Annotated in this window: 19 protein-coding genes; 7 read left to right on the forward strand and 12 right to left on the reverse strand. The window is 76.0% G+C overall.

Features of this window, described 5'->3' with window-relative positions; all coding sequences use genetic code 11:
- The first annotated feature begins 154 nt into the window (after nt 1-154).
- On the forward strand, nt 155-1,216 hold the full coding sequence (locus AB0L40_RS17150; RefSeq protein ID WP_364357019.1) for a hypothetical protein: 1,062 nt from the start codon (nt 155-157) through the stop codon (nt 1,214-1,216).
- Complete coding sequence (locus AB0L40_RS17155) at nt 1,213-2,223, forward strand: NADP-dependent oxidoreductase (RefSeq protein ID WP_364357022.1); 1,011 nt, start codon at nt 1,213-1,215, stop codon at nt 2,221-2,223. Before AB0L40_RS17150 ends, AB0L40_RS17155 begins: the two co-directional genes overlap by 4 nt.
- Nucleotides 2,224-2,293: 70 nt before the next feature.
- On the opposite strand, the gene AB0L40_RS17160 is transcribed toward AB0L40_RS17155, so the two are convergent.
- Nucleotides 2,294-4,921, reverse strand: coding sequence for an AAA family ATPase (locus AB0L40_RS17160; RefSeq protein WP_364357025.1), 2,628 nt, complete (start codon nt 4,919-4,921; stop codon nt 2,294-2,296).
- A 201-nt stretch (nt 4,922-5,122) separates the two neighbouring features.
- Between AB0L40_RS17160 and AB0L40_RS17165 the strand changes: the two genes are divergently transcribed.
- From AB0L40_RS17165 to AB0L40_RS17180, 4 genes are all read left to right on the forward strand, one after another.
- Complete coding sequence (locus AB0L40_RS17165; RefSeq protein WP_364357028.1) at nt 5,123-6,307, forward strand: LLM class flavin-dependent oxidoreductase; 1,185 nt, start codon at nt 5,123-5,125, stop codon at nt 6,305-6,307.
- 145 nt (nt 6,308-6,452) lie between these two features.
- Nucleotides 6,453-8,795 (forward strand): 5-amino-6-(D-ribitylamino)uracil--L-tyrosine 4-hydroxyphenyl transferase CofH, encoded by a 2,343-nt coding sequence (cofH, locus tag AB0L40_RS17170; protein ID WP_364357031.1) that lies wholly within the window; start codon nt 6,453-6,455, stop codon nt 8,793-8,795.
- Between the two features lie 3 nt (nt 8,796-8,798).
- Nucleotides 8,799-9,512, forward strand: coding sequence for a class II aldolase/adducin family protein (locus tag AB0L40_RS17175; protein WP_364357034.1), 714 nt, complete (start codon nt 8,799-8,801; stop codon nt 9,510-9,512).
- A gap of 132 nt (nt 9,513-9,644) precedes the next feature.
- Complete coding sequence (locus tag AB0L40_RS17180; protein ID WP_364357037.1) at nt 9,645-10,295, forward strand: methyltransferase domain-containing protein; 651 nt, start codon at nt 9,645-9,647, stop codon at nt 10,293-10,295.
- Between the two features lie 124 nt (nt 10,296-10,419).
- On the opposite strand, the gene AB0L40_RS17185 is transcribed toward AB0L40_RS17180, so the two are convergent.
- From AB0L40_RS17185 to AB0L40_RS17200, 4 genes are all read right to left on the reverse strand, one after another.
- Complete coding sequence (locus tag AB0L40_RS17185; protein WP_364357040.1) at nt 10,420-11,154, reverse strand: biotin--[acetyl-CoA-carboxylase] ligase; 735 nt, start codon at nt 11,152-11,154, stop codon at nt 10,420-10,422.
- Nucleotides 11,155-11,302: 148 nt separating this feature from the next.
- Complete coding sequence (locus AB0L40_RS17190; RefSeq protein WP_364357073.1) at nt 11,303-12,106, reverse strand: SAM-dependent chlorinase/fluorinase; 804 nt, start codon at nt 12,104-12,106, stop codon at nt 11,303-11,305.
- Nucleotides 12,107-12,195: 89 nt separating this feature from the next.
- Nucleotides 12,196-12,774 (reverse strand): type 1 glutamine amidotransferase domain-containing protein, encoded by a 579-nt coding sequence (locus AB0L40_RS17195; RefSeq protein ID WP_364357043.1) that lies wholly within the window; start codon nt 12,772-12,774, stop codon nt 12,196-12,198.
- Nucleotides 12,775-13,051: 277 nt separating this feature from the next.
- Nucleotides 13,052-14,293, reverse strand: a complete 1,242-nt coding sequence (locus tag AB0L40_RS17200) for an aminotransferase class V-fold PLP-dependent enzyme (RefSeq protein WP_364357046.1) — start codon at nt 14,291-14,293, stop codon at nt 13,052-13,054.
- 292 nt (nt 14,294-14,585) lie between these two features.
- On the opposite strand from AB0L40_RS17200, the gene AB0L40_RS17205 reads away from it, so the two are divergent.
- Entirely contained in the window at nt 14,586-16,001 is a 1,416-nt protein-coding gene (locus AB0L40_RS17205) for an MFS transporter (RefSeq protein ID WP_364357049.1), read from the forward strand.
- A gap of 147 nt (nt 16,002-16,148) precedes the next feature.
- Here AB0L40_RS17205 and cobA read toward each other — a convergent pair whose 3' ends face one another.
- The 7 genes from cobA to AB0L40_RS17240 all read right to left on the reverse strand — a co-directional run.
- Nucleotides 16,149-18,116 carry a uroporphyrinogen-III C-methyltransferase gene (gene cobA, locus AB0L40_RS17210; RefSeq protein WP_364357052.1) on the reverse strand — a complete coding sequence of 656 codons (1,968 nt, stop codon included), beginning with the start codon at nt 18,114-18,116 and terminating at the stop codon, nt 16,149-16,151.
- A gap of 154 nt (nt 18,117-18,270) precedes the next feature.
- Nucleotides 18,271-19,221, reverse strand: a complete 951-nt coding sequence (hemC, locus tag AB0L40_RS17215) for a hydroxymethylbilane synthase (RefSeq protein WP_364357055.1) — start codon at nt 19,219-19,221, stop codon at nt 18,271-18,273.
- Nucleotides 19,218-20,777 carry a glutamyl-tRNA reductase gene (gene hemA, locus AB0L40_RS17220; protein WP_364357058.1) on the reverse strand — a complete coding sequence of 520 codons (1,560 nt, stop codon included), beginning with the start codon at nt 20,775-20,777 and terminating at the stop codon, nt 19,218-19,220. The genes hemC and hemA overlap by 4 nt, the downstream gene beginning before the upstream one ends.
- Entirely contained in the window at nt 20,774-21,061 is a 288-nt protein-coding gene (locus AB0L40_RS17225; protein ID WP_364357061.1) for a hypothetical protein, read from the reverse strand. The genes hemA and AB0L40_RS17225 overlap by 4 nt, the downstream gene beginning before the upstream one ends.
- A 24-nt stretch (nt 21,062-21,085) precedes the next feature.
- Nucleotides 21,086-21,817 (reverse strand): cytochrome c biogenesis protein CcsA, encoded by a 732-nt coding sequence (ccsA, locus tag AB0L40_RS17230; protein ID WP_364357064.1) that lies wholly within the window; start codon nt 21,815-21,817, stop codon nt 21,086-21,088.
- Between the two features lie 13 nt (nt 21,818-21,830).
- Complete coding sequence (locus tag AB0L40_RS17235; protein ID WP_364357067.1) at nt 21,831-22,421, reverse strand: heme exporter protein CcmB; 591 nt, start codon at nt 22,419-22,421, stop codon at nt 21,831-21,833.
- On the reverse strand, nt 22,418-22,929 hold a 512-nt coding region (locus tag AB0L40_RS17240), incomplete at its 5' end, for a DUF6084 family protein (RefSeq protein ID WP_364357070.1). The genes AB0L40_RS17235 and AB0L40_RS17240, both read right to left, overlap by 4 nt.

Raw genomic sequence — 22,929 nt, forward strand, 5'->3', positions numbered from 1 at the left:
TGACCGCCGCGCTGACCGCGCCGCTGTGGGGCCGGCTGGGTGACCGCTACGGCCGCAAGTCGACTCCGGCGCCCGACCCGAGTCGTCCGCCGACGAGGAACCGTCGCAGCCCACCTCCCGCCGCACGACGTCGCCCGCCGACGACGCTCCCGAGGTGCCCGTCGCCCCGAAGGCCCCGGCCCGCCGGGCGACGAAGGCCACGAGCCCCGCGGCGGACGCCGACGCGTCCCCCGCGAAGAAGGCCCCGGCCCGGCGCACGACCAACGCCGCCGCGGGCGACGCGACCGCCGACGCCGACGCGAAGGCCTCCGCCCCTGCGGACGACCAGGCCGCGCCCGCGAAGCGCGCCCCCGCGCGCCGCACCACGAAGGCCTCCGCGGACTCCGACGACGCGCCCCCCGCCGCCAAGGCCCCCGCCCGCCGGGACACGAAGACCGCGGCCGCCGAGCCCGACGGCGACGCCACGCCGGCGAAGAAGACGCCCGCCCGTCGCGCGACGAAGGCCGCCGCCACCGACGACCAGACCCCCGCGACGAAGACGCCCACCCGCCGGACCGCCGCCGCGGCGGCCGACGACGCGCCGGCCCCGAAGACCCCGGCGCGCCGGACGACCAAGACCGCGACCGCCTCCGAGGACGCGGCTCCCGTGAAGAAGGCGCCCGCGCGCCGGACGAAGGCCGCCGCCGCCGCGGAGGCCGCGCCCGACGCCGCCCCCGCGAAGAAGACCCCGGCCCGCCGCACGAAGGCCGCCGCCGCGGCCACGGACGACGCGTCGGACGACGCTCCCGCCAAGAAGGCCCCCGTCCGCCGGACGAAGGCCGCGACCGCCGACACGACCGCCGTCCCGAAGCCGGCGGCGCGGAAGACGACGGCCAAGCCCGCCGCCGCCACCAAGACGCCCGCGGCGAAGAAGACCGCCACGACGGCGAAGGCCGCGGCCAAGCCCGCCGCGAAGAAGCCGGCCGCCAAGACGACGGCGACGACGGCGACGACGGCCGCGGCGTCGAAGACGACGGCCGCGGCGTCGAAGACGACGGCGACCAAGGCTGCCGCGACGACGAAGGCCGCCGCGAAGACCACGGCCGCCAAGGCCACCACCGCCGCGAAGAAGGCGACCGCCGCCGCCCGCAAGCCCGCCGCTGCGAAGACGGCCGCGGGCACCACCAAGGCGGCTCCCCGCCGCCGCACCGCGAAGCAGGACGACGAGTCCGAGTGACCCACCAGAGCCGCGAGATCCACCTGGCCCAGCGCCCCGTCGGGGTGCCCGCCCCGGAGGACTTCGCGCTGGTGGAGACGGAGGTCCCGGAGCCCGCCGACGGCGAGATCCTCGTCCGGAACCACTGGATGAGCGTCGACCCGGCGATGCGCGGCCGGATGGACGATCGCCCGTCGTACGCTGAGCCGTTCCAGATCGGGCAGCCGCTCCACGGTGGCGCGGTCGGCGAGGTGATCGCGTCGCGGTCGGACCGCCACGCGGTCGGCGACCTCGTCCTCCACGGCCTCGGCTGGCGCGACCTGGCGCTGCTGCCCGGCAAGCGCGCCGCCCCGGTCGACGCGTCGGTCGCGCCGGAGCAGGCGTTCCTCGGCGTCCTCGGCATGCCGGGGCTCACCGCCTACGCGGGCCTCGTCCGCGTCGCGAAGGTCCAGGAGGGCGACGTCGTCTTCGTCTCGGCCGCCGCCGGCGCCGTGGGCTCGGCCGTCGGGCAGATGGCCCGGCAGCTCGGCGCCTCCCGCGTCATCGGCAGCGCCGGCGGGCCCGAGAAGGCCCGCCACGTCGTCGAGGACCTCGGCTTCGACGCCTGCATCGACTACAAGGCCGGGCGCGTCCGCAAGCAGCTCAAGGAGCACGCGCCGGACGGCATCGACGTCTACTTCGACAACGTCGGCGGCGAGCACCTCGAGGTCGCGATCGGCGCCCTGCGCATGCGCGGCCGCATCGCGATCTGCGGGATGATCTCCCAGTACAACGCCACGGAGCCGCCCGCCGGCCCGCGCAACCTCGTCCGCCTGATCCAGATCCGCGGCACGATCCAGGGCCTCCTGGTCCTCGACCACGGCGACCTGCGCGACGAGTTCATCGACCGCGTCGGCGCGTGGATCCGCGACGGCGTCCTCCGCTACGACGAGACGGTCGTCGAGGGCCTCGAGCACGCGCCGGACGCCCTGCGCGACCTGCTGGCGGGGAAGAACACGGGCAAGATGCTCGTCCACGTCGCGGGCTGACCGCGCCCGAGGTCCCGGCACCCCCTCCCGGCCACCGTTCGCCCGGCGCCTCCCGCCGCCCGCCGGAGGGTCAGCGCACCAGCCGGCCCAGTTCGACCCGGCTGGAGATCCCGAGCTTGTTGTAGGTCCGCTGCAGGCGGTTGGCGATCGTCCGAACCGACAGCTGCAGCTCCGCGGCGATCTCGCGGTTGCTGCGGCCGGCGGCGGCGAGCAGCGCGGTCTCGCGCTCCGCGGGGGTCAGCCGCTCGCGGACCTCGATCGACGCCAGGGCCGGGGTCCGGGCCTCCGGGCAAGCCTCGGCGAGCGCCGCCGCCCGGCGCATGGCGGCGTCGGCCCGCCCGGCGCTCCCCGCCGCCCGCCAGGCCCCGGCGGCGTCGGTCGCCGCCTCGGCGGCCAGGAGCGCCGCCCCCATCTCGTGGAACGCGGCCGCCGCGGACTCCAGCGACGGCGCGTCGCCGGTGCACAGCGCGACGACGTGGTCGCGCCGGGCAACCGCGAGGTCCCCGTCGATCCGCCCCGCGAGGTCCACGAGCCGGTCCCGCACCGCCGCCGCCCCGCCGGTGCGCGCGACGTCGTGGAGCGCCGCCGCGGCACCGGTGAGGTCGCCGATCCGCTCGCCGTCGTCGGCCGCCCGCACGAGGATGCGATGCGCGGCGGAGATGCGCCCGCCCGCGATCGCGGCCCACGCCCGCGCCATCAGGTGGTCGGTCCAGCTCCACAGCGGCGCCTCGATGCCGAGTCGGTCGAGCACGCCCAGGGACTCCTCGGCCCCCGCGTGGTCGCCCGCCACCCCCTGCGCCATCGCGAGCAGCGAGAGGAGGCTGTGCTCGAAGCCCGGCCGGCCGAGCCGCCGGAGGAGCGTGATCGCCTCCCGGGCGTCGCGTTCCGCCGCGCCGACGTCGCCGCGGTCCCGCGCCGTCCGGCAGAGGTGCCAGAGGAACCACGCCCGCGCCTCGCTGCTGCCGTCCTGCAGGCCCCGGCGGTGCTGGGCCCGTGCGAGCGCCTCGGCGTCCGCGAACCGGCCGGCGTGGGCCAGCGCCTCGCAGCGCGCGTAGAGGTTGAACCACGGGTACCAGTCGTCTGGCTCGATCAGCCGCTGCCCCGCCGCGTAGCCGCGGTCCGCCGCGCCGAGGGCCTCCGTCGTGCGTCCGAGCCGCCCCAGCCCGTAGGAGGCCACGAGGCCGAGCCAGACGCGCGACCGCCCCTCGGCCGCTCGCAGCAGCGGGACCGCGATCGCCGCCGCGGCTCCCGGCCCCTCGCTCCCGAGGACGAGCCCGGCGCGACGGCCGGCGATCTCGTCGCGGAGGTCGGGGTCGGCGATCGCGACCTCGGCCTGCGCCGCGACCTCCAGCCCCTCGTCGACGCGGCCGAGGCACAGCCAGCTGACGTCGATGTGGGCGATCGCGAGGCGGGCCCGCTCTGCATCGCCCGTGGCCGCGCCGACCAGGGCGGCCATCTGCCGGCCGGCCTCGTCAGGCCGGCCCTGCAGCGCCGCCGTCTGCGCCCGCAGCAGCCGGGCCTCGAACCCGGCACCGGCGTCGGCCGCCGCCGACGCGAGGCGCTCCGCGAGCCCGAAGTCGTAGTGCCAGCGGGCCGTTCGGGCGGCGCGCAGGAGGTCGCCGGGGTCGCCGCCCCCGCCGTCGAGGCGCCACAGGCCGAGGCGCAGATCGTCCCCGCGTCGCCGCACGCCGGCGCGCTCCGCCCGCTCCGCGAGCGCCCGGGCCATCGTCGCCACCCGGACGGCGGACGTCCGCCGGCGCAGGACGTCGGCGTAGAGCGGGTGCGCGAGGCGGACCCGCAGACGCCGGCCGTCGCGTTCCGTCACGAGCAGCCCGGCGCGGTGCAGGCGGTCCAGGAGCGCCGCGTCCGCGACGGGGGCGAGGTCGTCGGCGCCGAGCGGCTCGGCGTAGGCCACGAGCTCCAGGACGGCGAGGGCCCCCTCGTCGAGGCCGGAGAGCCGGCGCCCGACGAGCTCGACGATCCGGTCGGACGGCGCGAGCGGCCCGCGCAGGCGCCAGACGCCGAGCTCGTCGACGAGCGTCCCGTCGGCGAGCGCACCCAGCGTCAGCTCGCGCAGGAAGAGGACGTTGCCGCCGGAGTGCGCGGCGAGCTCGGCCACGGCCGCGCGGTCGACCTGCCCGCCGAGTGCCGCGCCGAGGAGCGCGTCGACCGCGTCCGGATCGAGCAGTCGCAGCTCCAGCCGGACCGCGAGCTCGTCCTTCCACAGCGCCGTGACGGCCTCCGGGGCCGGCTCACCGCTCCGGACCGTGAGGACGACCGCCACCGCCCCCGTCGCCACGAGCTGCTGCAGGAGCCCCGCGGACGCGTCGTCGAGGAGGTGGGCGTCGTCGACGAACAGCGCCGCGCGCCCGGCCGATTCCGACGCGAGGACCCGGGCCGAGCGGCGCAGCAGGTCCTCGTACGTGTCGGCCGTCTCGCCGGCGCCCGCGTCCGCCGCGCCGAGCAGCGGCGAGAACACCCCCAGGGGCGTCCGGGCCGAGGAGTGGGTCGCCGTCACCCACCGCGGAGCCGGGCCCGGTCGCGCCGCCTCCGCGGCCGCGGCCCGCGCGAGCCGCGTCTTGCCGACTCCCGCCGGTCCGACGAGCACGACGCTCCGCGGCCGGGGTCCCGCCAGCGCCGAGCGCAGGACCGCGAGCTCGGCATCGCGGCCGACGAGGGGCCAGGGGGCGGGCGGCATCGTCATCGGGTCGGCGCGAGAGGGGCCGCGCCGGCGGCGTCGGCGGGCCCCGCAGGCCGATCATGCCACCCCGCGGGCCTCCCGCGGACGGCGTGCGCTCGGCAGAGTAGTCGATTGCTCTCGCGGCGCCGGGCGCCTTCGGGTCGACTGGTCCCACCGCATCACGAGCCCGCCGCGCCGGGAGACGAGGAGAGCATCGACATGACCGTTCCGACGACCGCCGTCTGGTACCCCGGGGTCCGTGGCGTGCCTGCCAAGGGCATGGTCCCCTACGCCCAGCGGCTCGAGGCCGGGGGCGTCGACCAGGTCTTCACCTGGGACTTCCTGACCGGGATCCTGCCACGCGTCGCCTGGGGCGACAGCTTCAGCCCCGCCGCGAAGGTGCTGCCCGACGGCGACAGCTTCTATGACCCGTTCGTCCAGCTCGGCATGGCGGCGGGCGCCACCGAGAACCTGGGCCTCAGCGTCTGTGCCACCAACGCCATCCGCAACGGCCCGGCCGAGATCATGCGGATGGCGATGACCCTCGCCGACGCGTCGGGCGGCAACACGGTCGTCACGGTGGGGACCGGCGAGAAGCAGAACACGCAGCCGTTCGGCTACAGCCGCAAGCAGGGCGTCGGCCGGCTCGAGGACCACTTCCGGCTCTACCGCGAGTACTGGGACCACGACGAGCCGTTCGACTTCGACGGCAACTACTGGAAGGTCACGAACGCCTACATCGGCGGAGCGCGCACGCACCGGCCGAAGATGCTGCTGGCCGGGGCGGGCCCGCGAGCGCTCGACATCGCCGCGCGGTACGCGGACGGGTGGGTCATCCCCGCCCCCGCCGCGTTCGCCCACGTGGAGGACTGGGCCGCGAAGGTCGTCGAGCTGAAGGAGAAGGTCGAGTCCTACGGCCGCGATCCCGACGAGTTCATCTGCGGCATCGAGGCGATCGCATTGATCCACGAGGACGAGGGCGCGATCGAGGAGGCCATCGACCACAGCGAGTTCGTGGCGTCGTTCGCGTCGATCTACGGGCGCATGGCGCACGAGGAGTGGGAGCGCGAGCCCGGCGTCGAGCTCTGCCGGCCCCGGGAGTACAACTACACGCTCGACCTGCTGCCCAACGAGGTGACGAAGGCCGACAACGACGCGGTCATGGCCAAGGTCGGCCGGGCGATGAAGGAGAAGAGCTTCGTCCACGGCACCCACCGGCAGGTCGCCGACCACTGGCAGCAGTACGTCGACGCCGGGGCGTCGTGGATCGGCTTCCTCGACTTCGCGCCGTTCGTCTTCGGGATCGAGGAGACCGAGAACTGCCTGGACCGCAACATCGACGTCTGCCGGATGCTCAAGGGCCTGCCCGTCGGCGTTCCGGAAGCGGCGACGGCCGGCGCCTGAGCCCGGACGGACCGGCCCGCCGCGGGCGGACGACGACCCCATCGTCGTCCGCCCGCGCGCCCGCGACCCACCCGGTCGTCGGGGACGACAGCGCGCCAAGCCCCGTCTGCACGCCCCCGCACCTGCCGTGCGACACAATCGCTCGATGGCCGTCGCCGCTCCTCGTCGCGTCACGTTCAGCCGGAATCACACGCTGTCGTTGTCGCGGACGTGCTCGTCGGTGTGCAAGTACTGCGCGTTCGCGACGCGCAAGTTCCATCTGCACACCAAGGACGAGGTCCTCGAGATCCTCGACGAGGCCGTCAAGCGGCGCGCGAAGGAGCTCCTGATCCTCACCGGGGAGGAGCCCGACTCGCACCCCGAGGTCGCAGCCACGCTGAAGGAGTGGGGGTTCGTCGACTTCGTCGACTACGTCGTCTGGGCCGGCGAGCGCGCCCTGGAGCGCGGGCTGCTGCCGCACACGAACCTCGGCGCGGTCACGAAGGAGCAGCTCGAGCGGCTGCGGACCGTCACGGCGTCGCAGGGCGTGATGCTCGAATCGATCTCCGAGCGCCTGATGGAGACCGTCCATGCGGGGTCGCCGTCCAAGCACCCGCAGCGCCGTCTGGCGACGCTGCGCGCGGCCGGCGAGCTGAAGATCCCGTTCACGACGGGCATCCTCGTCGGCATCGGCGAGACGAAGCAGGAGCGCTTCGACTCCTTGGCCGCACTGGCCGAGGTCCAGGCCGAGCACGGCCACCTGCAGGAGATCATCCTGCAGAACTTCGTGCCGCACGAGCGCTACTACGGGCGCGACGTCGGCGCGATCGCCGACGAGGCCGCGCGGGACTACTGGCGCACGGGCGTCGGCGACAGCTCGCTGGGCTGGGAGCACTCGCCGCACCTCGGCCTCCCCAAGTGGGCGAACCCGATCTCGATCCAGGACATGGTCGAGCTGGTCCGCGAGACCCGCCGGCTGATGCCCGACATCGGCATCCAGATCCCGCCGAACCTCGCCGACTGGTGGCCCGAGCTCGTCGCCGCCGGCGCGACCGACCTCGGCGGACTGAGCGCCAACGGCGACCACATCTCGCCGGAGCACCCGTTCCCGTCGCCGACCCAGGTCCGCGCGCAGCTGAAGCCCCAGGGCGTCGCGCTGAGCGAGCGGCTCTGCGTCTACGGCCAGTACATCAGCGAGGAGTGGATCGATCCGGCGGTGCTGGACGCGATCACCGTGAAGTACTGGACCTTCATCCCGCGCGGCACGTCCGGGCGGTCCGAGGCGCCGTTCGCCATCGACTCCGACCTGGTCTCCCCGGCGCTGGAGAAGGCCCGCGACGGGATCCAGCTCTCGGAGCAGGAGCTGACGGCGCTGTTCGTCGAGCGCGACCCGGTCGCGATCGAGGAGATCCGCGTCGCCGCGGACGAGCTGCGCCGGTCGCTGGCCGGCGACACCGTCTCGTTCGTCGTCAACCGCAACCTCAACCTGTCGAACGTCTGTGTCGTCGGGTGCGCGTTCTGCGGCTTCGGGCAGTCCAAGCGCTCCCCCGACGCCTACAACGTGTCCGAGGAGGAGTTCGAGTCCCGCGTCAAGGACGCCGTGGACTACGGCGCCACCGAGCTCTGCATCCAGTCCGGCATCCACCCCGACTGGACCCTCGACGACTACGAGCGCTGGCTCCGCCTGGCGAAGCAGTTCGGCCTCAAGCACGGCCGCGACCTGCACCTCCACGCGTACTCGCCGATGGAGATCGCCCACATGGCCGACATCTCCGGCCTGTCCTTGGACGAGCTCTTCCCCCGTCTGCGCGAGGCCGGCCTCGGCTCCACGCCCGGCACCGCGGCCGAGGTGCTGGTCGACGGGATGCGCCAGCGGATCTCGCCGAACAAGCTGCCGGTGCAGCGCTGGATCGACGTCATCCAGGCGTCGCACCGCTCCGGCCTGAAGTCCACCTCGACGGTGATGTTCGGGCACATCGAGGAGCCGTGGGAGCTCGCCCAGCACATGCGCCTGATCCGCCGGGTACAGGAGGAGACCGGCGGCATCACCGAGTTCGTGCCGCTGTCCTTCATCCCGTTCCAGACGCGCCTGGGCCGCACGCACGGCGTCGAGGAGATCACGATCGAGGACAACCTCAAGCACACCGCCGTCTTCCGCCTGGCGCTCGGGCGAACGATTCCCAACGTGCAGGCCTCGTGGGTCAAGATGGGGCTCGCCGGTGCGACGGAGGCCCTCAGGTGGGGCGTCAACGACCTCGGCGGCACCCTGATGGAAGAGAACATCTCCCGCCTCGCCGGCGCCGCCCACGGCACGATCCTCGATCCGCACCAGCTGATCGCGGCCGCGCACGCCGCCGGTCGCCCCGCCGCCGAGCGCACCACGACCTACGAGATCCTCCGCGAGTACCCGATCGGCTGCGCGCTGCCGCCGGCCCCGACCGTCGGCCGCGGCGCCGCCGGGCCCGTCGACACGACGGGCCGGCCGCTCGCGGTCACGGCCGCCGCCTGACCGATGGAGGGCGCGGCCCGCACCCCCGCCGCGGGCGGGGCGGAGCACACCGGAGACGCCCGCCCGCGCCGCCGGCGGTGGGCCGTCGGCGGCGACCGGCGGCTCCTGCGGGACGCCGTCGACGTCGCCCGGGCCCTCGAGGCCGAGGGCCTCGTCGTGGGCACGGTCGGCAACGTGTCGGTCCGCACCGGCCCGACCGCCCACATCACCCCCACCCGCACCGGCTACGCCCGGATGACGGCCCGGGACCTCGTGATGGTCGACGTCGCCACCGGCGGCACCGTCGGCGCCGGCACGGCGTCCCGCGAGCTGCCGCTGCACCTCGCCGTCTACCGCGCCCGCCCGGACGTCGGCTGCGTCCTGCACACCCACAGCGTGGCCGCGACCGCGTGGAGCTTCCTCGACGAGCCCCTCGTCCCCGAGCTCGAGGACCTCGCCTACCACGGCATCGCCCCCGTCCGGACCTCCCCGCCCGCCGCCGCCGGCAGCGACGAGCTCGCCCGCGCGGCCGCCGGCACCCTGGGCCCGGACACCGCCGTCCTCCTCGGCCACCACGGCGTCCTGACGGTCGGTGCCACGCCGCAGGACGCCCTCCTCGCCGCCCGCGTCGTCGAACGCCAGGCCCGCGTGGCGTGGCTGGTCCGTGGCGCCGCGCCGTGGGCGACCGGCGTGGCGTCGGCGGTGCTGGGCGACGTGGCGGGAACGTCGGCGGGCTGAGGCGGCGGCGGCGGTCTGTCGCACCACGACGCCGGATGGCTCGCCTCCGCCCCTGCGGGTCGATCCCCCGTCGACGACGGCCGACGCGGCCCGCACCGCGGGCCGGTCACCGCCCCCGATACGGTCGGCCGGGTGCCCGACCCGTCGCACCCCGAACCCGACCCGACCCCGGAGCGCCTGACGCTCGGCGGCGTCGACCTCGACGTCGTGCGGCCCCGCGACCTGGAGTCGCTGATCGACGAGGAGGCCTTCGGGCGCAACGAGTTCCTCCCCTACTGGGCGGAGCTGTGGCCGAGCACCCCCGTGCTCGCCGAGCACCTCGCGGCGGTCGACCTGCGGAGCCGGCGCGTGCTCGAGCTCGGCTGCGGCCTGGGGCTGCCGAGCCTCGTGGCCGCCCGGCTCGGCGCGGACGTCACGGCGACGGACTGGGCCGCCGACGCGCTGGTCCTGCTGGCCGAGAACGCCGGCCGCAACGACGTCGACCTCGACCTGCGGCGCCTCGACTGGTTCGCGCCCGCCGAGGCCTGGCCGGAGGGCCCGCCGGACCCGTGGCCCCTGGTGATCGCCGCCGACGTCCTCTACGAGGCGCGCAACGCGCCGGCCCTGCTGCGGACCCTCGACCGGGTGGTCGCCCCCGGCGGCGAGGCGTGGATCGCCGACCCGGGGCGGCCGCCGGCCGCGGCGCTCTGGCGCGCGGCGGCGGCGACGTGGACGGTGGAGGTGCTCGGCGACGAGGTCTCCGGGCGGCCGACGGTGCGGCGGCTGCGGCGACGGCGCGGCTGACCGGCTGCGGGCTCGGAGAGTCGCCGGCCCGCGACGGAGGAGGCCGCCGGGGCCGGCAGCGGACCGGCGCGGGCACCTCGCAGCCATCGGCCCGCGGGGTCGGAGGGCCGGCGCCCGAGCGCCCCTACGCCCGCACGAGGTGGACCTCGCCGGCGTCCAGCGTCTCGACGCCCGCGGAGGTGCGCACCCGCAGGCGGCCCGTCTCGTCGACGCCGTCGGCGACGCCCTCGCCGCCCGCGCCGCCGCCGGGGCGCTCCCAGCGGATCGTCTCGCCGGCCAGGACGTCGCGGGCGGACCAGGCGGCCAGCAGCTCCGGGACCGGGAGGGCCAGGGCGGCGGCGAGACGCTCGAGGAGCTCGGCGAGGACCGCGTCGAGCTCGGACGGGTCACGGCCCATCGTCGCGGCGCGGGCGGCGATCTCCTCCGGCACCGCGCCGAGGTCCAGGGCGACGTTCAGGCCGATGCCCGCAACGGCCCAGCCCTCGGCCGGCCGGCCCTCGCAGAGGATGCCCGCGACCTTGCGCAGCGGGCCGCCGGAGCCGGCGAAGACGACGTCGTTGGGCCACTTGACCCGGGCGTCGTCGCCGACGGTCCCCGCGACGGCGACCGCCACGGCGAGCGGCAGGACCGCGGGGTTGGGCAGGTCGCGCAGGACGACCGAGACGGTGAGCGCCTGGCCGGCGGGCGCGACCCACGGCCGACCCTGGCGGCCGCGGCCGGCGGTCTGGACCGTGGCGGTCACCGTCGTCCCGTGCGGCGCGCCGTCGGCGCCCAGGCGCCGGGCCTCGTCGTTCGTGGATCCGGTCTCGTCGAAGTGGTGCCGCGGCTCGCCGAGGGGTGCGACGTCGTTCGTGCTCATCTGGGGTCCTGTGGGTCGTGGTGCCGCGGGGGTCCCGCCGTCGGATCGCCCGACGGCGTCGTGGGCGTCGGGTCGCCCGGCGACGCGGCGACCGGCGAGGTCCGGGCCGACGGGACGGCCGTGCGCCGTCCCACTCCGGCGCTCGACCTCACGCCCGGCGGATCCGCACGCGGGCGTCCGTCACGAGCTCCAGCGCCTCGCGGGCCGACGCGCGGTTGACGGCGACGGCGATCGCGCGGTTGGCGTCCTGGTAGAGGAGGACGGCGCCCGGGGCGACGTCCGCGAACGTCGTGGCGTAGATGCCGGGGACGCCGTTGATCTCGACCGCCTCGCCGATGCGCAGGCCGACGCCGGCGGTCAGCTCCTCGTGCTCGAGGTCGAGCATGACGTTGCCGAAGCGGTCGAACGCCAGGACGTGGGCGACGAGCTCGTCCCCGTCCAGCTCCGCCATCGGCATCGGCAGCGGCTCGACCGCGTCCGGGTCCAGCGGCGAGCCGACGTCGTCGAGCCCCAGGCCGGCGGCGAGGCGGGCGGCGATCGGGGCGAAGATGTCGCGCCCGTGGAAGGTCGCCGAGACGGGCTCCAGCCGGTACGGGGAGCTCGTGAGGTCCGCGGCCTGGACGATGCCTCCGAAGCGCTGGGCGGCGAGCCACAAGAGGCCGTTGTCGGGGCCGACGAGCACCCGGTCGTCCTCCTGGACCCGGATCGCGATCGGCCGCCGGCGACCGCCGACCTCCGGGTCCACCACCGCGAGGTGGACCCCGGCCGGGGCGTACGGCAGCGTCCGCTGGAGGGTGATCGCCCCGAGCCGCACGTCGAACGACGGGATGCCGTGCGTCAGGTCGATGACGCGGGCCTCCGGCGCGATGCGGGCGATGACGGAATGGCAGACACCCACGAACTCGTCGTGGAGCCCGTAGTCGGAGAGGAAGGTGACCGTCGTGCGCTCGATGGGGCGATCCTAGTCGCGCGCCGGGCGCGCACCGCGTGAGCCTGCTCCGCGGTGCAAGGGCTGCTGCAGTCGGCGCGCGAATGCCCCGCTCAGGCGGTCGCGCCGGCCTTCGCGACGCGGTGCTCGCCCTCGGCGAACTCCTCCACGATCTTGGCCGTGAAGGCCGGCAGATCGTCCGGGTTGCGGCTCGAGACGAGGCCCTGGTCGGTGACGACCTCCTGGTCGACCCAGGTGCCCCCGGCGTTCTCGATGTCGGTCCGGATGCTCGGGAACGACGTCAGCGTGCGGCCCGCGACGAGATCGGCCTCGACCAGCGTCCACGGGCCGTGGCAGATGACGCCGACCGGCTTGCCGGAGGCGAACCACGCCTGCAGGAACGCGATGACGTCGGCGTCCGTGCGCAGGTTGTCGGGGTTGGCGACGCCGCCCGGCAGGATCAGGCCGGCGTAGTCGTCGACGTGCGCGTCGGCGACCTTCTTGGCGACCGCGAAGGTGTCCCCCGGGAAGATGTCGCCGTTGGTCGCCTGGATCTCGCCGGTGTCGATCGACAGCAGCTCGGTGGTGGCGCCGGCGGCCTCGACGGCGTCGCGCGGCTGTTCGAGCTCGACCTGCTCGACGCCGTCGGCGGCGATGATCGCGATCGTCTTGCCCTGCAGCTCGTTCGACATGCGGTCCTCCGTGGGGTGGTGGCGTACGGGCTTCGCCTACCCCGCGCATGGGGGCGGAAACGGTCGTCCGGGTCACCGGTACGCATCTGATCGCGACACCTCCGGGGACGTGGACGGTCCGCCGTCGGACGGAGGGCCGCCCCCGTCGTGGTTGGAGGCCGGGGGTCCGGCCGGGCCTGTCGTGACCGGCGGGCAGGCCCGACCTCGGCCTTCTCGTGACCAGCGGCCCGTCCGGCCCCCGGGACCTCGCCTCCGCCCGCCGGATCCTGGTCCGGACCTACCCGCCGAAGGCCGCGACCGCCGCGGCCACGCCCGCGCCGACGTCCGCTTCTACGCCGAGGTCGGCCAGCGCACCGCCGAGGCCGGCGACGCCCGCCAGCACCGTCCGCGGCTCGGCGGCGGGCCCCATGTGGTCGATGCGGACCATCACGTCGCGCAGGCGGCCACCGCCCGGCGTGAGCGTCACGCCGTAGGCCGCACGGGCGCGGTCCACGAGGGTCGCCCAGTCGACGCCGTCGGGCAGGCGGACGGCCGTGGTCAGCGCGCTGGCCTGGTCGTCGGCCGCGACCCACGGCTCGACGCCGAGGCCCCGCACGCCCGCCCGGCAGGCCGCCGAGATCCGGGCGTGACGGGCGATCCACGCGTCCACGCCCTCGGCGAGGACGCGCGCGCAGGCGGCCTCGAGGGCGAGCAGCTCGAGGACGACCGGGGTGCCGGGGATCGTGGTGCGCCCGGCGTCGATCCAGCGCTCCTTCCAGTCCAGGAGGGAGAGGATCGAGCCGCGCCACGGGGCCGGGGTTCCCGCCGATCCGGGGAACCCCGCGGCGGGCCCGGTGACCGTGCCCGCCGCGGTGCCCCGGAGGGTGGCGCCGGACGGGCCGTCCGGCCCGGGTGCGGAGTCCGATTCGGACGCGGCGCCGGAGCCGCCCGGAGCCGCGAGCGCCGTCCACGCCCGATCGCTGATGGCCAGCGCGGACACGCCCGCCGGGCCGCCGAGTGCCTTCTGGGGCCCGACCATCACGACGTCGAGGTCGAGCTCGTCGATCGGCAGCGGGTGGCCGCCGACCGACGCGACGGCGTCGACGACGGTGAGGACGTCGTGCTCGCGGGCGACGGCGGCGATCTCGGCGAGGGGGTTGACCGTCCCGGTGGCGACCTCCGCGTGGACGAGCGACAGGACGGAGATCTCGGACCGGGCCTCCAGGATCGCCGCGATCTCGTCGGCGCGGACCGCGCGCTCCAAGGGGATCTCGAGGTCGACGACCTCCGCCCCGCCCGCCGCGAGCCACTCGCCGAAGTGCGCGCCGTAGGGGCCGGTGATGACGTTCAGGCATGTCACCCCCGGGACGCCGAGCCCGCGCGCCGCGGCCTCGAGCGCGAGGATCGCCTCGGCCTGCAGGACCACGACGTCGCGCTCGGTGCCGAGGACCCGGGCGACGTCCCGCTCGATCGACGCGAACCGCTCGGGCGTCATCGGGGGCGGGTCGAGCAGCGCGGCGTTCGGGATCGGACCGGTCATGGGCCGATGGTGGCACGGGGGCGGACCGGCGGCGCGGTCGGAGGTGCCGGCCGGGGCGTCAGGGGCGCCGGTCGGTCGGTGCCGCCGGCCGATGCGTGGCTCGTCGGCCGGCCCGGCCGCGCCGCGGGGCCGGCGAACGTGGGGCGGGGCGGAGACGGGGGCCGCCGAGAGTGCGTTCCTCCTCGCCCAGGAGGGACGAGCGCACTCTCGACCCGTGTTGCGGTCCCCGAGACACGATCTCCACTCGGTCTGAACGTTTTACCGGACACTTGTGCGTGATACGGTCCGAACTATGGACGGCACGATCGGCTCGACGCACTGGCGACGAAACCTCTTCGTCTGCCTCGCGGGGTCGTTCACCACGATCGTCGCGATGACGATGCTGCTGCCGTACCTGCCGCTGTACGTCGAGCACCTGGGCGCCGAGGGCCACGCGTCGATCGTCCGCTGGTCGGGGGTCGCCTTCGCCGCGACGTTCCTGACCGCCGCGCTGACCGCGCCGCTGTGGGGCCGGCTGGGTGACCGCTACGGCCGCAAGTCGATGCTGGTCCGCGCCAGCCTGGGGATGTCGATCGCCATGGCGTTGACCGGGCTGGCGCAGAACGTCGAGCAGCTGGTGCTGCTGCGCCTGCTGACCGGCCTGCTGGGCGGCTACTCGTCGGGCTCGGTGATCCTCGTGGCGGCCCAGACCCCGAAGGAGCGCAGCGCCTGGGCCCTGGGCGTCCTGTCGATCGGGGTGATGGCCGGCTCCGTCGTCGGCCCGCTCGTCGGCGGCGTGGCGCCGGAGCTCGTCGGGGTCCGGACGTCCTTCCTGGTCGCCGGCGGTGTGATCTTCGTGGCCTTCCTGGCCACGGTCTTCGGGCTGCGCGAGGAGCGGCCGGCGCGGCGGGCGCGAGGCGCGGCGGCGCCCGCGACCGGCACCGCCGGGGCCGACGCCGAAGACGCCACAGCCGTCGCCGTCACCGCCCCGGCCGACGCCACGAGGGCCACCGCCGGCGCCGCCGGGGCCGGGAGGAGCAACCGCCGGCGCGACGCGACGCCGTCGTCCCCGCGTCCGCGCCGCGGCCCCGCCGCCTGGGGCGACGCGCCCGCCCGCGTCGGGATCCTGCTCGGCGTCGCCAGCCTGCTGACCTTCGCCACGATGTCGCTGGAGCCGATCGTCACGGTCTTCGTCGGGCAGCTCGACACGGGGACGCGGCACGTCGCCACCCTGTCGGGCGTCGTGATGGCCGTCGGCGCGCTGGGCAGCATCGCCTCCGCGCCACGGCTCGGCCGGCTGGCCGACCGGATCGGCCACGCCCGGGTGATCACCGGCGGCCTGGCGGGTGCCGCGCTGCTCTTCGGCCTCCAGGCCGCCACCCAGGAGGTCTGGCAGCTGGTCGTGCTGCGCTTCGGCGCCGGCGTCTGCCTGGGCGGGCTCATGCCGGCGGTCACCGCGGCCGTCCGCCACGCGGTCCCGGACGCGGTCGTCGGCCGCGTGCTCGGCCTCTCCGTGTCGGCGCAGTGGGCGGGCCAGTTCCTGGGGCCGGTCCTCGGTGGCGTCGTCGCCGGGGCCTTCGGGATGCGCTCCGTGTTCGTCATGACCGCCGCGGTGCTGGCGGCCGGGGCCCTGCTGTCGCGGGTCGCGGCGCCGCCGGGACCGAAGGCCGCCGGCGGCGCGGACCCGGCCCCGGCGGACGCCGGGCCACCGGCGGCCCGGACCGCCTGAGGGGCCGCGTGGTCGGCCGGCCGCCCCGATCGTCGGGCCGCCTGGAGCGGAATGCGCCGCGCGGTCGGACCGGCCGCCCCGATCGTCGGGCCCGGCCCGGGCGGAACGCGCCGTGTGGTCGACCCCCGTGGCCGCCGAAGCCTCCGCTCAGCGCGCCGCCGCGTCCGCCACCAGCGCCGCGATCAGGCCGTCGATCGTGGCCTCCTGCGCCTCGACCGCCGGCGTCGCGCCGAGCTCGGCCAGCGCCGCCGTCGTGACCGGGCCGATCGAGACGGCGCGGGTGTCCGGGCCGACCGGGAGCCGGCCGTGCGGGGACGTGGCGTCGGCGTCCGTCACGCCGCCCGCGTCGGCGAGGAACCCGGCCGTCGAGGCCGACGTGAACGTCACGTAGTCGACCGTGCGAAGCGCGTCGAGGGCGTCGTCGGCCAGGGGCTCCGCGACGGTCTCGTAGACCGGGAGGTCGGTGACCTCGATCCCGGCGGCGCGCAGGCCGTCGGGGAGCGCGTCGCCGGCCGTGGCGGCGCGGACCAGGAGCGCGCGGCGAAGCCGGCGCGGCGGGGTGCCCGGGGTGGGCGCCCCCGTCGGACCGACCTGGGCGCCGGTCGCGATCGGGCCGGCGCTCGCCGGGGCCGACGACCCGTCCGCGCCGGCCGCCGCGATCCCGTCGCTCGGCCCGGCGGTCGCCGACGGCACGGACGCGCCCTCGGACCCGGCCCCGGCCGCCCCGCCTCCCGTGATCATCGCCGCCAGCGCCTCGCCGGTGAACGTCGCCGGCACGAGGTCGGCGCGCAGGCCGAACCCCTGCAGCGCCCGCGCCGTCCCGGGGCCCACGGCCGCGATCGTGGTGCCGTACAGCGAGCGGGCGTCCTGGCCGGAGCGCTCCAGCGCGGCCAGGAACTCGCGCACGCCGTTGGGCGAGGTGAGCGCGAGCACGTCGACGTCGACCAGCGGCGGCAGCTCGGCGTCCAGCGACCGGGTGCGGATCGTGGGGGTCTCGACGACCTCGGCGCCCAGGGCACGCAGGCGGCGGGCGAGGCCCGAGGCCTGGGCGCGGGCGCGGGTCACCGCGACCGAGCGGCCGAACAGCGGGCGGTCCTCGAACCAGCGCAGCTCGTCGCGCAGGCCCGCGACGCCGCCGACGATCGTGACGGCCGGGGCCTTGATCCCGGCTGCCGCGGCGACGTCGGCGATGTCGGTCAGCGTCCCGGTGACGACGCGCTGGGCGCCGACGGTGCCCGACTGGACGACCGCGGCGGGCTGGTCGGCGGGACGGCCTGCGCCGATCAGGGACGCGGCGATCGCCGGCAGGCGGCGCACGCCCATGTAGAACACGAGGGTGCCGGGGAAGCGCGCGAGGCCCTCCCAGTCGATCGTCGACTCGGGCTTCTTCGGGTCCTCGTGGCCGGTGACGAACGCGACGCCCGCGGCGTGCTCGCGGTGCGTGACGGGGATGCCCGCGTAGGCGGGGCCCGCGATGCCGGCCGTCACGCCGGGGACGACCTCGTACGGGACACCCTTCGCGCGCAGGCGCTGGGCCTCTTCGCCGCCGCGGCCGAAGACGAACGGGTCGCCGCCCTTCAGTCGGGCGACCGAGCGACCGGCCAGGACGTGCTCGAGCAGCAGCGCCTCCGTGTCCGCCTGCGGCACCTGCTTGCCGCCGCCGCGCTTCCCGACGTCGATCAGCAGAGCGTCGGGCCGGACGCCGTCCAGCGCCGTGGCGGGGATCAGCTGGTCGTGCAGGACGACGTCGACGGTCGCCAGGACCTCGAGCGCCCGCGCCGTCATCAGGCCCGGGTCGCCGGGGCCCGCGCCGACGAGGTAGGCGACGCCAGGCTCGGGGACGTCGCCGCCGCCAGGGGTGCTGCCGGAGAGACCCGCCGTGCCCGCGTCCGGCGCCCCGGTCGCACCCGCGGGGTCGCCGGGACCACGGGGATCGCGGGCAGCGTCCGCCCCTGCGGCACGGCCGCCGCCGTCGGCCACCCCGGTACGGGCGACGCCGCCGCGAGCCACGGCGCCCGTCCCGCCCACGCCGGTCGCCGGGCGGGTGTCCCCGACCGCGTTGCCGCCCGCGGCGACCCCGCCGAGTCGCGTCTCGTGCTCGTCGCTCGCGCTCATGCCGTCGTGCTCCCTCGATGGATCCAACTCGCCTGGAGACCGACCGCGTGGCGCGCACGACCGGGTACGGGCGCTCCGCGGCGTCCCGCCCCGGCGGCCCGGCGCTCGCCCGTCCGGCTGGATCCGCCCGACCCGTCCCGGCACCCGCCCGCGGTCACGCCGGCGCGTCCGTCTCGCCCGCGTGCTGCTCGGCGATCGACGCCGCCGGGTCTACCGCGGCGCGCGCAGCGGCCAGGAGCTCCGCGCCGCCGGCCCGCAGCAGGCGCTCGGCGACCAGGGCGCCGAGCGCCTCCGGGTCGTCGCCCTCGCGCTCGTCCAGCGCCCAGCCCGACCCGTCGGGCGCGCCGACGAAGCCCGTCAGCGCGTAGCCGCCGTCGACCGAACGGCAGTGCGCGCCCACGGCGCTGGTGCAGTCGGCGCCCAGGGCCCGGGCGACGGCGCGCTCGGCGCGCAGGCAGGCCCAGTTGCCGTCGTCGTGGATCACGGCGGCGGCCGCGGCGCTCGCGGCGTCGCCGGTGCGGCCCTCGATCGTCAGCGTCCCCTGGCCCGGCGCCGCGACGAAGGCGGGGCCCTCGAGCGCCACGACGTCGGCGGGCGTGCGGCCCAGGCGCGCGAGCCCGGCGGCCGCGAGCACGATCGCGTCCAGCCGGTCGGCGTGGCCGGGCTCCAGGCGCGCCAGGCGCGTGTCGACGTTGCCGCGGGCCGCGACGATCGTCAGGTCCGGGCGGGCGGCCAGCAGCTGGGCGGCGCGGCGCAGCGACGCGGTGCCGACGCGGGCGCCGTCGGGCAGCGCGTCCAGCGACGGCGCGCCGATCAGGACGTCGCGGAAGTCCTCGCGGACCGATGCGGCGACGAGCTCCAGGCCCTCGGGCAGGTCGCCGGGGACGTCCTTGGCGGAGTGGACGGCGAGGTCGACGTCGCCGGCGACGAGCCCGCGCTCGAGCTCCGTCACCCACTTCGCCTTGTCGGGCGCCGCGCGGTCGCGGTCGCCGGTCGTGACGACCTCGACGATCTGCACCTCGTGGCCGGCCGCGCGCAGGGCCGCGGCGACGGTGCGGGCCTGGACGAGGGCGAGGGGGCTGCGGCGGCTCCCGAGCCGGATCACGACGCGGACGTGCGCCGGCCGACGCCCGCCCGGACGTCGTCCGGGTCGGGGACGGCGGCGGCCGAGACGTCCGTCGTGCCGGGCCCCGCGTCGGCGGCCACGTGCGCGGGGCAGCCGGGCGGCGGGACGGCACCGGCAGGGACCGCGCTCGGACCGACGGCCGTCACGCCGACGACGCTCGCGCCGTGCGCCGCCGACACGGCCTCGACCCCGTCGGACCCCGCGGCGTACGTCACGTGCGCCGGGCACTCCGGCGGCGGGGCGCCGCCCTGGGCGACGTCGACGTCGGTGCCGTCGAGGCCGAAGAGGTCGCGCAGGACCTCGACGTGGCCGTGGGCGTCGTCGCGGTCGCGGGCGTCCTTCAGGCGCAGCGTCGGCTCGTGCAGCAGGCGCTGGACGACGGTGCGCGCGGCGCGCTCCATGCGCTGGAGGTCGGCCTCGCTGGCGGACTCCCAGCGGCCGACGTTCTCGGCGAGGACCCCCTCGACGATCTCGGCCGCGCGGGCGCGCAGGTCGACGATCGTGGGGGTGATCTCCATCTGGCCCATCCAGCGGGCGAACTTGTGGATCTCCTCCTCGACGACGTCCTCGGCCATCGCGGCCTCGCCGCGGCGGCCCTCGAGGTTACGCGCGACGACGCCCTGCAGGTCGTCGATGTCGTAGAGCGCGACGCCCGGCAGGCCGGCGCACTCGGGGTCGATGTCGCGCGGGACGGCGATGTCGATGAGGACGAGCGGCCGCTCGGGGCGCTGCTCCATCACGAGGGCGAGCTCCGTCGGGCCGAGCACCGGGTGCGGCGAGCCGGTCGAGGAGATCACGACGTCGGCCTCCACGAGCTGCTCGGGCAGGTCCGTCAGCGTGCCGACGCGGCCGCCGAAGCGGTCGGCCAGCGAGCGGGCACGGTCCGCGTGGCGGTTGGAGACGAACAGCGTCTGCACGCCCTGCGTCGCGAACGCCTGGGCGGTCAGCTCGGCGGTCTCGCCCGCGCCGATGATCATCACGTTCTTGTCCGACAGGCGCCCGACCTGCGCGGCGGCGAGGTCGACCGCGACGGACGCGACGCTCGTGCGGCGCTCGGACAGCGTCGTCTCCGACCGGACGCGCTTGCCGGTGCGCAGCGCGGCCTTGAAGAGGCGGTTGAGCATCGGGCCGGTGGTGCCGGCGCTCAGGGCGGTCTCGTACGCGCGCTTGACCTGGCCCTGGACCTCGTACTCGCCGAGGATCATCGAGTCCAGGCCCGACGCGACGCGGTAGAGATGCCGGGCGGCGTCGCAGTTGCGGGGCGTGTAGACGAGGCTCGCGAGCTCCGTCGGGCGGATGCGGGAGCTGCGCGCGACGACGCTGAGCAGCTCGCTCTCGGCCTGCAGGACGTCGCCGACGACGAGGTAGACCTCGGTGCGGTTGCACGTCGAGAGGACCGCGGCCTCGTGCACGTGCTCGGAGCGGGCGAACTCGCTGAGCATCCGGTCGATCTGGGCGTCCGTGACCGACAGGCGCTCGCGGACGGCGACCGGGGCGGTCTTGTGGGACAGCCCGAGGACGAGCAGCTCGTTCATCGCTCCACCCCGAGGCGCTCGGCGGCCGCGGCGACCGAGGCCGGATCGCCGACGGGCGAGGCCTCGTCGTGGGTGGCCGGCTCCGCGGGGGGCCCGGAGGCCCGCTCGCCGACGGCGTCCAGCCGGGCCTCCAGCGCCTCGAGCCGGCGGGCCGAGTCGCGGACCCGGAAGACGACGATCAGGAGGTACGCGAGCACCAGCACCGCGGAGACGATCACCGCCGCCGTGACGTAGCCGGGGCTGCCGGTGTCGGGCGGGATCTCGTTGAGAGCGGCGAGCAGCACGGTGAGGGTCCAGGGTACTTCGGACTACAGGGTGACGGGCGACGACGCGCGGGCGACGACCGGGACGGCGTCCTCGCCCTCGACCTGGCGCTGCAGCTGACGGACGCGGATGCGGGTGCTCTTGTGCACGACCTCGAGGTGCCACAGCGTCACGCACAGCGCGCCGAGCGCGAGGACGGAGAGCAGGAACGCGAGGCCCGCGGTGCCGGGGAGGTTGGAGCCCGGGTCGTCCAGCGGCTGGGGGTGCAGGAGGTTCGTCGTCATGCGGACGACGCCGAAGCAGACCGGGGCGAAGATACCAGCGGAGACCGCGAAGACGGACGCGGTGCGGGCCTGGCGTTCCGGGTCCTCGATCGCGAAGCGCATCGGTTGATACGTCGCGTAGAGCAGGTAGATGATCCCGAACGTGACGAGGACGGGCTCGCCCCAGTCCCACCACACGCCCCAGGCCGTGCGGCCCCAGATCGCGCCGGTGAGCAGCGCCGCCAAGCAGAAGACCTGGCCCATGTGGATCGCCACGTAGGAGCGCAGGTCGTCCAGCGGGCGGTCGTGCTTGAGGTGCTGCCAGGCGAAGAACGCGCCGACCACGAACGCGATCAGCGTGATGATCGCGAAGGCGGGGTGCAGGTACGTGAGCTTCTGCCGCACACCCTCCGTGGCGTCCGTCGGCACGACCGCGACGGAGACGATCACCCATGCGGCGACGATCACCGCCGTGGCGATCGTGAGGGGGAGGAGGCGCCGGGCGTAGGGCATCGTCGGAAGCCGTTCAGTCCTCGACGATGCCGTCGGAGACCGCCCAGCAGACCAGCAGGAACACCCCATCGTACAGGGCGAGCGCCAACCACCACCGCCCCTCCGAGACCCCCGTCGGGGACGTGAGCATCGGGGCCAGCGCCTCGGACGCCAGGGCGATCAGCGGGATCAGCAGCGGCACGGCCATCAGGGGCACCAGGAGCTCCCGCGAGCGGGCCGCCGCGGCGATCGCCCCGACCAGCGCGCCGGCCACCGCGATGCCCAGGTCACAGAGGACGAGCGCGGCGGCGAGCCTCGGGATCGCGGCGGTGTCGAGCCCGTCCTGGAGCAGCAGGAGGACGAAGAACGGCACCGCGACGACGTGCAGCGCGACGAGGAAGGTCCACAGCGCCAGCGCCTTGGCGGCCACCAGCGCCGACGCGGGCGCCGGGGTCAGGCGGAAGGCGTCGAGCCCGCCCTCGTCCTCCTCGGCCGCCCACAGCCGGCCGATCCCCAGGAGCGCCGCCAGCAGCGTGGTGACGTCCGCGTTCGCCCGGTACGGGTAGAGCAGGTACCCCTCGTAGAGGACCGCGTCGGCGACCGCCCGGGCCGCGTCCAGGCTCACGGCGCCGGCCTGTCCGCCGCGGCGAGCAGCGTCTGGATGGTCTCGTCCCAGCTGGTCAGGCCGTGCTTGTCGCGGTATCCGGCGAGCCGGGTCAGCACGTCGGAGCCGGCCCGCAGCCAGCCGCTGTTCGGGTAATAGGAGTCGATCATGTCCCGCCACACGGTCACCGGCATCCGGTGCCGGGCCTCGCAGCTCCACGGGATCTGCTCGACAGCGAAGCCGCTGGTGCCGCGGGTGAAGACGGTCCCGGAGAACAGGAAGCTGAGCGGCACGGCTCCCGAGTCGAGCGCGTGCAGGTAACGGGAGCCGACCACGTCGAGGTCGTAGGTGCACGGCATCGGCAGGTCCAGGTCGGTGCGGCTGGTGAAACCGGGCACGGTGACCGAGCACTGCATCCACTGGAACGGCCGGACCGTGTCGCCCCAGCGGTCCGGCTCGCCGAACTGGCCGCGCAGCCCGACCTTCTCGGCCGGCTCGTAGCGGCGCAGCTGCGGCTCGACCCGGACCT

The organism is Patulibacter sp. NPDC049589 (assembly GCF_040675535.1).
GTDB lineage: Bacteria > Actinomycetota > Thermoleophilia > Solirubrobacterales > Solirubrobacteraceae > Patulibacter.

Bases quoted from the DNA above. Each gene is read 5' to 3' on its own strand.
- AB0L40_RS17160 (WP_364357025.1), bottom strand. From the start codon at position 4,921: ATGCCGCCCGCCCCCTGGCCCCTCGTCGGCCGCGATGCCGAGCTCGCG.
- AB0L40_RS17165 (WP_364357028.1), top strand. From the start codon at position 5,123: ATGACCGTTCCGACGACCGCCGTCTGGTACCCCGGGGTCCGTGGCGTG.
- cofH (WP_364357031.1), top strand. From the start codon at position 6,453: ATGGCCGTCGCCGCTCCTCGTCGCGTCACGTTCAGCCGGAATCACACG.
- AB0L40_RS17175 (WP_364357034.1), top strand. From the start codon at position 8,799: ATGGAGGGCGCGGCCCGCACCCCCGCCGCGGGCGGGGCGGAGCACACC.
- AB0L40_RS17185 (WP_364357040.1), bottom strand. From the start codon at position 11,154: ATGAGCACGAACGACGTCGCACCCCTCGGCGAGCCGCGGCACCACTTC.
- AB0L40_RS17195 (WP_364357043.1), bottom strand. From the start codon at position 12,774: ATGTCGAACGAGCTGCAGGGCAAGACGATCGCGATCATCGCCGCCGAC.
- AB0L40_RS17200 (WP_364357046.1), bottom strand. From the start codon at position 14,293: ATGACCGGTCCGATCCCGAACGCCGCGCTGCTCGACCCGCCCCCGATG.
- AB0L40_RS17205 (WP_364357049.1), top strand. From the start codon at position 14,586: ATGGACGGCACGATCGGCTCGACGCACTGGCGACGAAACCTCTTCGTC.
- cobA (WP_364357052.1), bottom strand. From the start codon at position 18,116: ATGAGCGCGAGCGACGAGCACGAGACGCGACTCGGCGGGGTCGCCGCG.
- hemA (WP_364357058.1), bottom strand. From the start codon at position 20,777: ATGAACGAGCTGCTCGTCCTCGGGCTGTCCCACAAGACCGCCCCGGTC.
- ccsA (WP_364357064.1), bottom strand. From the start codon at position 21,817: ATGCCCTACGCCCGGCGCCTCCTCCCCCTCACGATCGCCACGGCGGTG.